The organism is uncultured Cytophaga sp. (assembly GCF_937863595.1).
GTDB lineage: Bacteria > Bacteroidota > Bacteroidia > Cytophagales > Cytophagaceae > Cytophaga.
The window spans coordinates 1-15,256 of sequence record NZ_CALMGQ010000067.1 but is presented as its reverse complement, the minus strand read 5'-3'; the positions used below and the strand labels follow the sequence as shown (position 1 = coordinate 15,256).

Genomic DNA, 15,256 nt, shown 5'->3' with positions numbered 1-15,256 from the left:
CGTATGGAACTATTAGTAATTGTTGGTTTAGTCGTTATCGGCTTTTTCTTTTTCATGTATTTTGTGCCATTTAATCTCTGGATTATGGCCATTTTCTCTGGTGTAAAAATTGGCTTAGCTCAATTAATATTTATGCGCATACGCAGAGTGCCACCAAGAATAATTGTTGAATCCTTAGTTACTGCAACAAAAGCAGGAATTGCGTTAACAGCAAATGATTTAGAAACACATTATCTTGCAGGTGGAAATGTGCCTACAGTTATCAAAGCATTAATTTCAGCAGATAAAGCAAATATTGCTTTAACATTTAAGCAAGCGACTGCTATTGATTTAGCGGGTAGAGATGTATTTGAAGCGGTTCAAACATCTGTAAATCCTCAAGTAATCAATACACCAAATGTAGCAGCTGTTGCACAAGATGGTATACAATTGGTAGCGAAAGCGCGAGTAACATTACGTGCAAACATTGCTCAATTAGTAGGTGGTGCTGGTGAAGAAACAATTTTAGCACGTGTTGGTGAAGGGATTGTAACTTCTATTGGTTCATCAAAATCTCATAAAGAGGTATTAGAAAACCCGGATAAGATTTCGAAATTGGTTTTACAAAAAGGCTTAGATGCGGGCACTGCATTTGAAATCTTATCCATTGATATTGCAGATATAGATGTTGGTGCAAACATTGGTGCAAAATTACAAATAGATCAAGCGAATGCAGATTTAAAAGTTGCGGAAGCGAAGGCGGAAGAACGCAGAGCAATGGCTGTAGCGCTTGAACAAGAAATGAAAGCAAAAGCACAAGAAGCACGTGCAAAAGTAATTGAAGCAGAAGCTGAGATTCCAAAATCTATTGCTGAAGCATTTAGAAGTGGCAATTTAGGCATCATGGATTTTTATAAAATGAAAAACATACAAGCAGATACAGATATGCGTGATTCTATTGCTGGTAGCAGCAAAGAGTAATACTAATTTGTTCTTCACATAAAAAACACCTCTCTAAAATTTAGAGAGGTGTTTTTTTATGTATACATTAAGTTGCTCTAAGCAAAGCTTATTGATTAATTGACAAAACCAATCCATAGATTTACGTGGTAAGAAGAACACAATTATTTATCAATGCAAAATTGTATTAACCACCATTTCTTATCTTTTCCATTCGAATCGCCTCATCTAGCAAAGCATACATTTCCGAATAATGATTGTTCATTTTTACACCTCGTTCATGTCCCATCCGAACGATGACCATATTCATAGATGGAATTACAATAATATTTTGTCCAAGTATGCCGCGCATATAATAACAAGACAATCCTTTATATTCATTCAAAACCCACCATTGATAGCCATAAAAATCAATCGGTCTGTTTGTTTTGAGATCTAATAAGTCTGCACGTTTAGTCGATTGAATTATATATGACGAATCAATTAATTGTGTTCCATTCCAATTACCTTTATGTAAATATAAATTCCCCAAGCGTGCAAAGTCTTTTGCCGTAGCATATATGCAACAAAACGCTTTTTCTAACCCGTCATTATGGTCAAGGCTCCAAGTTGCTTTAGAAGACCCCATTTGCATCCACAATTCCTTCTCTAGAAATTCCGATACAGACATTTTAGTAGCTCGATTCAATAAGATTGCTATAATTTCTGTATCGCAACTTTTGTATTCAAAAAATTGACCAGGCGTTTTTATTACGTTCAGTCCCAAGACTTGCTTTTCTAAATCACTCCCATAGTATGCTTTTGTTGTTTGGCTAAACAAACTATTATACGCTTCATCCCAATCCAAGCCCGAACTCATGGTTAATAAATGGCGAATGGTAATATGTTTCTTCAAGCCGTAATCAAACTCCTTAATATAATCACCAACGGGTTGGTCAACCGATTTAATGTATCCTAATTTTATGGCCCGACCTACGAGTGCTCCAATATAACTTTTCGCTACAGAAAAGGAATTGCTTCGAGTCGTGTCATTTATTCCGCCAAAATAGTGCTCACGTATGATTGAATCATGTTGAATAAATAACACCGAAGTTGTTTTGTACTTTTCTAAACTATCCATTAATTCAGAAGAGAAATGCGCTTTTGAAAAATCGGCTGAGTAAGGCCACGGTTGTATTTTTTCTGATTCAGCAATTGTTCTAACTTCAAAAATATTCTCATCGAAAATGCCTGGCAAATTATACCACACAGCTTTATAGTAATAGTCTTTATCAATACTATGCAGATAAAGCATTACCAATAATACAAACGTACCCAGTACTAAAAATACCTTTTTTCGCATATGTTTATATGTTCATTCTATTAAAGCATTCTCGCAAATTAATTTACAAGTTTAAAAAATTCCTCCTTATAATTTAAAAGTCGTAACCAAATGTGAAATAAAATTGAGGGCTTAATTGTACATTATCTTTTATACCCCAAGCAATATCTCCTTTAACATAATATCCAAACATGAATGTACGTGCGCCAAAACCATATCCATATAAAAATGGATTTCTATAATTATTAACTTCTGCTTGAAATGATGCACCCGGTATTATAGTCTTATTCAAACTATTATCCGTAGTGAATGGGTTTGAGCCATACCAAGCTGCACCAATATCTGTAAAAGTTACTAATTGAAGATTACGTAGGAACGCCGATGAAATAGATCCGCTATAAATATACTTCACAATTGGCAATCTTAATTCAAGATTCGCTAAAAAATAACTATTACCTGATTGCGCATTATATTTAAAACCTCTAACATTTGTTACATATTTTGCAAACATGATATCGGAATTATCGCCACCCGCAGCTATAGCCAATGGATTTTTAATGCCCCCATTATCGGTACCATTAAACAACCAATTGTCCATCCCCCCAAACACATAACTTTTGGGAGATTGCCCAAAGGATCGTCCAAAAGAGCCTCTCATTGCTAAAATTAAACCCCGATGTATTTTTTGGTATCGACGTATGTCTACATTAATTCGATTGAAATTTCCTTTTGAATCTGCCGTGTTGATGTATGTATCAAAAGAAACTTTAGCACGTGTTCCTTGCAACATATTCATTCCAGAACTAATCGTATTGTCGTATACAAACTCAAATTTAGAACCTACATACAATCTTTTTTGATCTGGATAATTTACAATGGTTGTAAAATCCGACAGATCTGAAAAGCGTGTTGTAGAAACAAATGGCGATGCAGAAATTCTACTATACACAGTGAAGGGTAAAGAAAATTTTGATTCCACGGTATTCATTGCATACCGATGACTCACATTTCCATCTGTTGGAAAATAGGTGCTACGATTAAATCGAACACTCATATCGACACGTCTTTTGAGATATAAATATTCGCCCCAAATACTACTGCTTTTAATATCTGCAATACCAAAAAAACCTAAATTTACTCTGTGGTTACCCATTAAATCAGACATTTTTGATTCAACCAATAATCCAAGGCCTCTTAAGGGGTCAACTTGTATTGCTGCCGAAACAATGTCTGTGCCAAATAGATTTTTATAATCATACGGCCCATAAGTAGAAATCATTGATCTTTTGGGCGGCGAATTACTATCCTTAACAACAGGAATAACTTTTTTAGGAAGTAGCAATGTTACATCCGATTCAAAATACACTTTATCCAAATCAATATCGTCTTCATTTTGCTTTGGTGTAACCTTTATCAAATTCGTTGTTGGTTTCGGCTTTTCAGGAGGCAATATTTTTTTACGTGTAATATTCGATTGCTCCGTTTTATTTGTTATTTCAACCACATCCATAACCGAAAATGCAGTATCAATAAATACTTTTTCTTTCCCATTTGAACGTGCCGAGAATGCTAACAATTGCTGTTTGGCATTGTAATTATATTCTAAAATATCTGTTACATTATTTGTTAACGGAACAGCTTCACCTGTATTGATATCTTGCTTGTACAAATTTTGCACTCCATTATTGTCATTCAAATAAAGAATTGTAGTAGCATTTAAAAATGTTGGTTGCGTATAATTACATCCTTGTGCTGAAATCTTTTTTAAAGTTTTAGATCCCGGCTTATAAATAAACAATGAATAGTTTGGTGCTGATTGATAACGCGTATATGTAGAAAGCGTATCATCGTTTCGATTAGATGAAAAGATAACATTGTTGCCAGGTCCAAAACTTGGTGAATGATCATCGTATTCATCATTCGTAATTTTCAAATATTTAGCACGATCAATATCATACAACCAAATATCTGCCTGCCCTTTTTCATCTGCACTAAATGCAATAAACTTTCCGTCACTACTAAAAGAATAACTGTTAATCTGATGGAATACTTCAATTACTCTTTTTTCATTTTTATGTGAAACGAAATCGTGTGTTGTGTAAATGATTTTTCCTCTTTTAATAATGACTGTAGCCAATACCGATTCACTTTGCCATGCAAGCTTTGGATTATTTGTTATAGCAACTTGATCGTTTAATTTAAAACCTCCAGAATGTATTTTTTTCTTCTTTAACGTTTCCGTGTTGGTTAAGAAAACAGTATACCTTCCTTTATAATTTGCAGAATACGCAAGATATTTGCCATCAAAACTTAAAACAGGCGTTGTTACTTCTCGTCCTTTGTGGTTCGCTCCATTTACTGCTTTAAAATATTCGTCGTATACAAAAGCGCCATCCATAGCCATTGCTTTTTCGGCATAGTATGATTTCCAATCTTGTATAAAGTTCTTAAAATAACTACCCGTAGCTGCCTCAATCGATGAACGATCGCTTCTATAAATACGGGTAATTTGAAGAATGTTAGTAAACATATCTGGACCATATCGATCGGATATAAACTGCCAAACAGATTGTCCAATCAAGGTTGCCTCATCACCTGAATACGAAGACGGATTACGTAATTTGTTGCTTGTTGCCAAATCACGCATATAATTATCCATTTCTCTGTTCCAACCTTTTGCAATAAATTCAGATGCACCATTTACATACCAATCTGGCAAGGATAAAAAATAAGAGCTCTGTAATACCTCTTTAAAATTTCCGCCGAATAAAATTACTTTTATCCAAGTACGCGCAATCCCCTCTGTCAAGTCTTCTTTAAAAGTTGTTAGGTCCCCATTGAAAGCAACCTCTACAGTAGGTTTCACTAAATTAGTTGATCCACCAACAGCTGAATTATATTGCAAGCCAATATTACTTTGTTGTAAATCAGACGTTGAATTATAGATCAACACTTTTGTTTTATTGAAACCACCATACCCAAGTGCTGATTCTAATTTCCTGAAAACAGATTCGACATGAGTAGCAGCTATAGGTGCTAAAGATTCGCCTTCAAAATAATAATAGACATCGAAATTATCTGTGGAAACTAATTTCCATTCAAATTTTTTATATTGAATTCGATTTTTACCAAATTGATCTTGAGACATCTGAGCCACAGATGTAAAAGATTGTAAGAGAAAAAATAAAAGGGCACACGTGAATATACCTAATCGGGTACGTAGCATTTAATAGAAGGCTTTTTTTGTTATGAATATAAATAATAAAATCGGTTCACGGATATAGATTCTTCAATTTCTTGATGAAAAACTAAGAATTTAGTCAATTCATTCGCTGCAAAGGGTGCAATCGAAACACCTTTCGTACCCAATCCATTAAAAATGAGTACCAAAGGTTGTTTGGGATGCATTCCTATTATTGGTCTATGTCCAGTGATTGTTGGCCTTACACCTGCTTTATGATCTATTAAAACGAAGGTTTTTTTTAAAATGGTATGTGCCCCAGCAGTAATTTCATTTAAGCCTTCAATGGTTGGTAAATCATCCTTAAAATCTCGAATGTAAGAAGATCCAATTCGATGGTTTCCATTCGGCAAAGGAATAATAAAAAAATGCTTATTAATAACATCTTCAATTGGATAGTCATTAATTTTTACTGTAAGCACATCTCCCTTCATTCCCTTTACTGGCACCCAATTAAAAAATGGATTTGATTTATTGTGATATCCTTCTGCAAAAATTATTTTGCGTGCTTTCACATTTTTATATTGAACGCTGCCATCATTAAACGTGAGTCCCTTGTAATCAAAAGTATCTTCTTGAAGCGCATTTAATTTGTTAAGTTTTTCCTTTGTAAGTGCAAGAAATTTGCTTACATCTACATATCCTGATTGCTTGGTAGCTATGCCACCAAAGGGATTGTTAATAAAAGGTTCATACGCGGGGCTATCCATTTCTGGAGCTGCAAAAGGTTCCGTTCTTGCGGAGTGATTTGTCCAAAAATCTGTTTGAGCTTGTATATCTGGAAACGGACGAAATATTTTTTTCGAATAAATTATTTTAGAATTAAATTCTGCTTCCGCTTTTTTATAAAATTTTTCTAAGTAAGGGAAAAGAATTTCAGCGTTCCATGTAAGTAACATTTTTTTCCCAGTAATAGGATTGTACAAACCTGCTGCTACTTCAGATGATGCTTTTTTATCTTCACTATAAAACACCTCAACGCTCTGTTTTTCATTCAACAAGGAAAGTGCTAAGCAAGAACCTGCCAAACCTTGCCCAACAATTATATAATCGACGTGCTTCATTTCGCTAAATTAAGTTGCTTCTTTTGATTATTCACTTGTTTTAGCTCATTTTTGTCAAATCATCCCTACAATAATTATGTGTATTATTTTGAAATGCATTTAAATGCCTAATTTTACACTTAAATAAAAACATCTTCCTATTGAGGCAGATATCTCTTACATTAAATATATATGATTCGTATAAAAACATTCACATTTAATGCATTACAGGAAAATACCTATCTTGTGTATGATGATGAAGGATCAAGCATGATTGTTGACCCAGGTTGTTATGAAGTGCATGAACAAAATGAATTAGTAGATTATATCAAAAAAAATAATTTAACCGTTAAGTTACTCGTTAACACACACGGCCATATTGATCATGTGCTAGGAAATTATTTTGTAAAAGAAACATTCAAAGTTCCTTTTGAAATTTTCCATTTAGATTTACCCAGCTTACAATCCGTAGCTTCCTATGCGAGCAATTATGGGTTTCATTCCTATACGCCTGCTACACCCGATCGATTGTTAACCTTAAGCGATACAATCAAAGTCGGCAGCATGACGTTTAAAATCTTATTTGTGCCAGGACATGCACCTGGGCATATAGCTTTTATTAATGTAGAAGAAAAAATATGTTTATCTGGTGATGTATTATTTCGAAATAGTATTGGAAGAGCGGATTTACCGGGCGGAGATTATGATACACTTATAAAAAGTATACACGAACAATTATTTACATTGCCCGACGATATGGTTGTGTTTCCAGGACATGGACCAACCACAACCATAAAATTTGAAAAGAAACATAATCCGTATTGTGCAATCAACTTATGATAAAAAAAAATATACCCAATGCACTTACGTGTATTAACTTAGCATTTGGTTTTTGGGGAATTCTATTCCTTGTTAATGGTAAAATAGAAGAAGCATCGTATTGTATTGGATGCTCGTTAATTGTAGATTTTTTAGATGGCTTTGTTGCACGATTGCTTCATGTATCCTCTCCCATTGGTAAAGAATTGGATTCATTGGCAGATGTTGTAAGCTTTGGTATTTTGCCGAGTGTAATGCTTACCTATATGATTGCATCTGTCACAACAGGTATACCTTATGAACGCATCACAGAAATAAACCTGTTTGACGCGGGCATATTTACACCCTATTTATTAATTGCAACCTTGCCCGCAATGTTTTCAGCGGCACGCTTAGCAAAATTCAATTTAGATACCAGACAAAGCGATCGATTCTTTGGATTACCGACACCAAGCAATGCAATCATTGTTTGCTCTTTCAACCTAATTGCAATAGATACTGAATCCGTCTTATTTCCCTTAGTGCACCATCTCTATTTCATTTTAGGTTATTGCATTTTAATGTCTTACCTATTAATTTCTGAAATCCCTTTAATGGCACTAAAATTTAAAGATTACACATGGAAAAATAATCTTTATCGCTATTTATTAATCCTAAGTGCAATTGGCTTATTAATTATATTTAGAAAAGAATCTATTTTAGCAATTATGACCTTGTTTGTGGTTTTATCCATTTTTCAAAATAAAAGCGAATATAAAGCATCATAAATCTGTCGTTCTAAAGTAACTTGAAATACTAAAAAATTACCGCAAACGTTAATTGAATCAGCAAACTAAGCGTGAAACAAATTTGTTATTAAATTGAATGATCTTTTTAAAATACATATTAGCACTCCTTTTAAGTCTAGCTTTTATAGCCAGCCCAGTTATAGCACAACAATCTACAGTATCGTATGATGTAGAATGGTTGGGATTTAATACATCCAATACATTACCTAATGGAGAGAAAGTAACCTACCCTCTGGCTAAAGATGCAAGTATTGATCGGTTTGGTTATTTAGTATTGCAGAAAGATATAGCAGGAAAAGTTTCTGGATCTGTTCGCATTGAATCGATCTCGTATTATGAAGGTGACTCTGCGTCTAAAAGTGCCTTAAAAAACTTAACTTTTGACGCTACAACCAACGTACGATATTCCTACTATCACAATAAGGGGATATTTACTCGATTGTACATTCCATTAGTGCAAAAAGGAAATGATGGTTCTTGGCGGCAAATAGTATCTTTTACGCTTGCGTATACACTAACAGAAGATACAGAAACAATACCTAAGAAAGTAAATAACCCGTACGCAAACTCCTACTCGAATGCACGTACAACCAATACAACAGGATCTGTTTTAGCAAGTGGTAATTGGTACAAACTAGGTGTTGAGGAAACAAATATTTACAAAATTGATGTTGCCTATTTAATAAGTTTAGGCATAAATACAAACAATTTAGACCCTTCCATGATTCAGATTTATGGAAATGGTGGAGGTATGTTGCCACAAGAGAATAGTGCAACACGGTTAGATGATTTAGTTGAAAATGCTATTTTTATGAGTGAAGATGGGAATGGCATTTTTGATAAGAATGATTATATTTTATTTTATGGAGAGTCTCCTCATACATGGGAATATAATGCAGGCAACAATACCTATAACCATGTGTACAATTTATACAGCGAACAAAATTTTTATTTTTTGACAATCAACCAACAAGTCGGCAAACGCATTGTTAGCCAATCCAATCTAGGAGCTACAGCACAAACACTAACTGATTTTGACGAACATGATTTTAGTGAAACAGACACCTATAATATTATGGATTCTGGTAGAGAGTGGTACGGACACGCTTTTACTACTTACAGTCCAAATTTTAGTGAACAATTTAATGTAACGGGTATTAAATCAGGCACGGCCATGACATTAAAAGCAGCTGTTGTGGGCAGATCATACGTTAGTGCCAATATGATTTTCAAAATCAATAACAATCCTTTCCCAGACAATATGGGATTTTCTGCGTTAAGCACTGCAGACTATGCACCCATGGGTATTGATGTAACGAAAACCTATACATTTAATTCGTCTTTATTAGGAGGCAATACAATAGTAAGTGTTGGTATGACTTTTTTAAACGGCAATCCTTCAGCTGCTGCAAATTTAAATTACTTAGAATTACTTTATACAAAATCATTACGTTTGAACGGAAATCAAACTTTTTTTAGAGCATCCAAAAGTATCTTACAACCTACTACAAGCTACCAAATAAGTAATACCACAGGAAGCGAGCAATTGTGGGATGTTAGCGATCCTCAAAATATTTCTGCGCAAAATTATACGTATGGCGCGGGAATAATAGAATTTGGAACAAACAGTTTAAACTTGAAGGAATTTGCAATCTTTAGAGGTTCTGCGTTTAACTATCCCAGTTTTGTAGAAAAAGTAAGCAATCAAAACCTACACGACATTACTTCGGCAAATATGCCCGATATGATTATTGTTGCGGCTCCAGAATTTATTTCTCAAGCACAGCAATTAGCAAATTTTAGATTTCAAAACGATGGCATACGCTGTTTTGTTTGTACCCCCAAACAAATTTTTAATGAATTTGGAAGCGGCAAAGCAGACATTACTGCCATTCGAGATTTTGCAAAGATGGTATACGATAGAGGTGCTACAGGTGCTCAACTAAAATATCTCTTATTATTTGGAACTGGCACCTACGATTATAAAAATATTCTTGGAATGGGTGGAAATTATGTTCCAACCTATGAATCGAGGGAGAGTTTAAAAGAATTGGAATCGTACAATTCAGACGATTATTTTGGTTTTATGGATGATGCAGACGGCTATTGGAAAGAAGAACACTCTAATGACAATACGATTAATCTGATGAGTATAGGTGTTGGTCGCTTACCTGTAAAAAATGCGTATCAAGCTGAAATTGTTGTAAATAAATTAATAAGTGCATCCAAACCGTCTATTCCTGTAAATGGGGATTGGGAAAATAAAATAACACTCCTTTGCGACGATGGGGATGCAAATCTTCATTTAAACAATACTGAAGCCTTATATAACATTATAAATACAACGAATAAACAAATTAATATCAACAAAATTTATTTAGATACTTACCCTCAAGAGTCAACACCAGGTGGAGAAACAGCATTATTGGCTGTAGATGCCATTAAAAGAAATACCGATGAAGGTACACTCATATGGAATTATGTTGGACATGGTGGCAATACAGGTTTAGCTCAAGAAGCCATTGTTACAATACCAACTATTAATAGTTGGACCAATATTACTAAACTTGGATTTTACATTACGGCTACTTGCAGTTTTGGCAGAAACGATAAGCCCGGGTTAATCTCTGGTGCAGAAAGAATATTACTGAGCCCTACAGGGGGATCTTTTGGGAATTTAACATCTACCCGAACCGTGTATGCAAGTACAAATGCAGAGATCAATGAAGCCTTTTATAAATACGCCTTTCTTCGCAACCCCGATGGCACTTTTTACACCTTAGGTGAAATTATAAGGCTCACAAAAAACTTTAGTATAGCTGGAGTGTACAATAGAAACTACACATTATTAGGCGATCCGAGTATGCGCATTCGTTATCCCCAACAAACGATGGTAGTTACAAGCATTAATGGAATTGCTGTGAATGCAATACCTGATACATTAAAAGCACTTAGCAAAGTCACCATTGAAGGATTGATACAAGACCAAACAGGCACAACACTCACAAATTATAGTGGTACATCCCAAATTACCATATATGACAAACCTAGTTCTATCAAAACATTAGGTAACGGTGGCTCAATCGCAACAACATTTAAATTACAAAGCAATATTATTTTTGATGGTTCGGCGAGTGTTACAAATGGCACTTTTAAAGTCACGTTTATTGTACCAAAAGATATTTCCTATCAATATGATTATGGAAAAGTAAGTTTATATTCTTCTAAGCAGAATGGCAATCAAGATGCGGGTGGTTATTTAAGCAATATTGTTGTTGGAGGCTCAAATCCAAATGCACCAGATGATAAAACACCGCCAAAAATTAAATTATATATGAACGATCCTTCTTTTGTTTCAGGTGGTATAACAAGAGAGAATCCAGTATTCTATGCAGAAGTTTCTGACGAAAATGGAATTAACGTATCTGCGGCTGGTATTGGTCACGAAATAACGCTGCAGTTAAGCACAAGTACAGAGATTATTATTTTAAATAAATATTATTCGGCTGCTAAAGATGATTATACAAAAGGCAAAGTTCAATATCCATTAAAAGACCTGGCCGCTGGTACCTATTCCTTACGATTTAAAGTTTGGGATACCTACAATAACTCAAGCGAGCAAACCTTAGAATTCACCATTCAGAATACCACAAAGATTCAATTGGGCCACGTGTTAAATTATCCAAACCCGTTTAGCACAAGTACAAACTTCCATTTTGACCATAACCGGGTGGGCGATAATTTAATGATTCAGGTTCAGGTGTTTACCGTTTCTGGGAAATTGATAAAAACCTTAGATGAGACCGTTTATAACAGCCCTTCACACATTGGAAGCATCCATTGGGATGGATTAGACGATTTTGGTGATAAAATTGGTAGAGGCGTATACGTTTATAAACTAAAAATTCGTTCACTACAGGATGGCTCCACAACCCATGTTTTTGAGAAACTGGTCTTGTTGAATTAAACTCATAAAATAATACATTATATTTGTAGCTAATAATACATTCATTTATGCAAAAATTACTCTTTTCAGGTTTAATACTAGCAACCTGTAGCATTTTTCAAGCTCAAGCTCAATCTGGTTCTTCGGGAGGAAATAAAGACTTTCAACAAACAATAACCACTGCGGTACCCTTTCTAAATATTACACCTGACGCACGCGCAGGAGGCATGGGTGATGTAGGCGCAGCGACTACTCCAGATGCCAATGCAACGTTTTGGAACCCAGGGAAACTTGCCCGTAATAAAGCGGATATTGGTGTTGCATTATCGTATAATCCTTGGTTGAGAAAGCTTGTAAACGACATGTCTTTATCTTACTTATCTGCTTACAAAAAAATTCGTAAAGAAGATGCAGTTGGGGTTAGTTTTAAATATTTCAATTTGGGTCAAGTAACTTTCACAGACCAGAGTGGAAATATTGTTCGAGATTTTCAACCAAACGAATTGTCTTTTGGTTTGACGTATTCAAGAATATTATCTAAAACTTTTTCTCTTGGTTTAGGTCTTAAATATTTCCGTTCAGATTTAGTGGGTAGTTATAATGCTGGTTCGGGTGGAATTGCAAAAGCAATCAATAGTGTATCGGCTGATATTGGAGCCTATTACACCAAAGACATGTTAGTAAGTGGCATGAATTCAAATATAGCTTTCGGATTAGTTATAAATGACATTGGACCTAAGGTTACCTATACGGATATTAATAACAAAAACTTTATCCCTACCAATTTAAGACTTGGTGGTACCTACACCATACAAACAGATCCGTTTAACAAATTCTCCGTTTCGTTCGATGCCAATAAATATATGGTGCCAAGTAAATGGGATAGTACAGGAAAAGATCCAAAAGATATGGGAATCGTTCAAGGCATGACAAGCTCCTTCACTGATTCTCAAAATGGTTTTAAAGGAGAAATGAAAGAAATCGTTTTGTGCATGGGTGCAGAATATTGGTACAATGATTTATTTGCTTTACGTGCTGGCTATCATTATGAAAACCCAACCTATGGTAACCGCCGTTATGCGAACGTTGGTGTTGGTATTCGTTACAATGCATTTGGCTTAGATATGGCGTATTTGATACCGATTCAACAATCAAATCCATTAGCAGAAACGCTACGTTTCACACTTCATTTTACATTTGAGTCTAAAAAAGCAACAGAAGATTCTGTAATCGATAATTAATGATACATACACTGGACAGGACAATTGCTCCTAACATCAATCCTATTGACCGTTTTCACTTGCCAAAAGTGGAAACGGTTTCGTTTTCTAACGGTACTTCATTACATAAATTTGCCCTAGGTAAACAACCCGTAGTACGTGTAGAATGGATTTTCAATTCTGGTAGTAGAAATGAAAATAAAAATGGCACTTCTTTTTTTACAGCTAAAATGTTGGCTGAAGGAACAACGAGCCATAACTCTATGCAGATACAAGAATATCTGGCACAGTTTGGTGCTTTTCTAGAAATTAATCCAGGAAATGAGCGCATAAATATTACGCTTTTTTGTTTGGAAAAATATGTTTCCGAGTTGGTTCCATTCATTAAGCACTTACTCACAGAAAGCACTTTTCCTGAAGAGCAGTTGGATAAAATGAAGCAAATTCAACGACAAGGAATACAGGTAAATCAAGAAAAAACTGCATACTTAGCGGGTGTTGCCTTTAGAGAATTGTTGTTTAACAACAATCACCCATATGGTAAACACTTAACGTTAGAAGCTATTGATGCGATTACACAAGCGGATTTGATTTCTTTCTTCAAATCAGAATTAGCACAAAAACAATGTGACATTATTATCACAGGTGGATTTTCTGCAGATGCTGTAACGCATCTAGAAAAATTATTCGGAACAGAAGTCACTCATTCCGTCAATGCAAAAAGTGCCTTGCCGGCTTTTAAAAAAGCAGAGAAAGAATTCATCATCAAAAAAGAGGATAGCGTGCAATCATCCATTCGATATGGCCGCATGTTATTCAATCATACGAATCAGGATTATTTTGATGTATATGTATTGAATGAAATACTAGGCGGTTATTTTGGATCTAGATTGATGCAAAACATTCGTGAAGAAAAAGGCTATACCTATGGCATACATTCAAGTGTAGTGCCGATGCAAGAAGGGGGCTATTTTGTAATTGGCACAGATGTAAAACGTGAGTTTACAAAATATACACTTGTTGAAATTGAAAAAGAATTACAACGATTAATAGACGAGCCTGTTTCTGATAATGAATTGCTCACTGTAAAAAATTATATGCTAGGTAGTTTTGTAGGAGACATTCAAACATCTTTTGCTATTGCAGATAAATACAAAACTATTTACTTTCATGGTTTGGGTTACGATTATTACGATCGTTTTTTTGCACGGATACAATCTATCACAGCACAAGACATCCAAGCCGTTGCAAAAAAATACTTAAATCCTTCAGACATGTCTTATGTTGTTGCTGGCGGCATGTAGGTGAAATCCTTAATTTCAGAACTTATTCAGAATCAGAAATCCCAGTTCAGACAAGTGCGCAATTGTCTGACATTCTATATTGTCTGAACTAGGATTTATAAGGGATTTAAAGGACACACAGGAAGTTGAATAACAATACAGTTCTATAACAGTCAAATTGATTCAAAATATTTCATACAAGCCCACTCCTGTATTTCCCATTCAATCCAAAAAATCCCAGTTCAGACAAGTGCGCAATTGTCTGACATTCTATATTGTCTGAACCAGGATTTATAAGGGATTTAAAGGATACACAGGAAGTTGAATAACAATACAGTTCTATAACAGTCAAATTGATTCAAAATATTTCATACAAGCCCACTCCTGTATTTCCCATTCAATCCAAAAAATCCCAGTTCAGACAGATGCGCAATTGTCTGACATTCTATATTGTCTGAACCAGGATTTATAAGGGATTTAAAGGATACACAGGAAGTTGAATAACAATACAGTTCTATAACAGTCAAATTGATTCAAAATATTTCATACAAGCCCACTCCTGTATTTCCCATTCAATCCAAAAAATCCCAGTTCAGACAAGTGCGCAATTGTCTGACATTCTATATTGTCTGAACTAGGATTTATAAGGGATTTAA

General features: G+C 34.8%; 9 protein-coding genes. 6 read left to right on the top strand and 3 right to left on the bottom strand.

Annotation, left to right across the window (positions count from 1 at the left end; translation table 11 throughout):
- The first annotated feature begins 3 nt into the window (after nucleotides 1-3).
- On the top strand, nucleotides 4-960 hold the full coding sequence (gene floA, locus Q0543_RS06070; protein WP_299250415.1) for a flotillin-like protein FloA: 957 nt from the start codon (nucleotides 4-6) through the stop codon (nucleotides 958-960).
- Between the two features lie 166 nt (nucleotides 961-1,126).
- Here floA and Q0543_RS06065 read toward each other — a convergent pair whose 3' ends face one another.
- The 3 genes from Q0543_RS06065 to Q0543_RS06055 form a co-directional block, all read right to left on the bottom strand.
- Nucleotides 1,127-2,281 (bottom strand): serine hydrolase, encoded by a 1,155-nt coding sequence (locus Q0543_RS06065; protein WP_299250413.1) that lies wholly within the window; start codon nucleotides 2,279-2,281, stop codon nucleotides 1,127-1,129.
- A 73-nt stretch (nucleotides 2,282-2,354) separates the two neighbouring features.
- Complete coding sequence (locus Q0543_RS06060; RefSeq protein WP_299250411.1) at nucleotides 2,355-5,408, bottom strand: hypothetical protein; 3,054 nt, start codon at nucleotides 5,406-5,408, stop codon at nucleotides 2,355-2,357.
- Nucleotides 5,409-5,506: 98 nt separating this feature from the next.
- Nucleotides 5,507-6,565 carry an FAD-dependent oxidoreductase gene (locus Q0543_RS06055; RefSeq protein WP_299250408.1) on the bottom strand — a complete coding sequence of 353 codons (1,059 nt, stop codon included), beginning with the start codon at nucleotides 6,563-6,565 and terminating at the stop codon, nucleotides 5,507-5,509.
- Between the two features lie 171 nt (nucleotides 6,566-6,736).
- Between Q0543_RS06055 and Q0543_RS06050 the strand changes: the two genes are divergently transcribed.
- The 5 genes from Q0543_RS06050 (at nucleotide 6,737) to Q0543_RS06030 (ending at nucleotide 14,621) form a co-directional block, all read left to right on the top strand.
- Entirely contained in the window at nucleotides 6,737-7,384 is a 648-nt protein-coding gene (locus Q0543_RS06050; RefSeq protein WP_299250406.1) for an MBL fold metallo-hydrolase, read from the top strand.
- Nucleotides 7,381-8,130, top strand: coding sequence for a CDP-alcohol phosphatidyltransferase family protein (locus Q0543_RS06045; RefSeq protein WP_299250404.1), 750 nt, complete (start codon nucleotides 7,381-7,383; stop codon nucleotides 8,128-8,130). Before Q0543_RS06050 ends, Q0543_RS06045 begins: the two co-directional genes overlap by 4 nt.
- Before the next feature lie 97 nt (nucleotides 8,131-8,227).
- Nucleotides 8,228-12,118, top strand: a complete 3,891-nt coding sequence (gene porU / locus Q0543_RS06040; protein ID WP_299250402.1) for a type IX secretion system sortase PorU — start codon at nucleotides 8,228-8,230, stop codon at nucleotides 12,116-12,118.
- A 47-nt stretch (nucleotides 12,119-12,165) separates the two neighbouring features.
- A complete protein-coding gene (gene porV / locus Q0543_RS06035) occupies nucleotides 12,166-13,338 on the top strand; it encodes a type IX secretion system outer membrane channel protein PorV (protein ID WP_299250400.1) in 1,173 nt (390 codons plus the stop codon).
- Nucleotides 13,338-14,621: a pitrilysin family protein gene (locus tag Q0543_RS06030; RefSeq protein ID WP_299250398.1), complete on the top strand. Its 1,284-nt coding sequence runs from the start codon at nucleotides 13,338-13,340 to the stop codon at nucleotides 14,619-14,621. The genes porV and Q0543_RS06030 overlap by 1 nt, the downstream gene beginning before the upstream one ends.
- Nucleotides 14,622-15,256 lie beyond the last annotated feature (635 nt).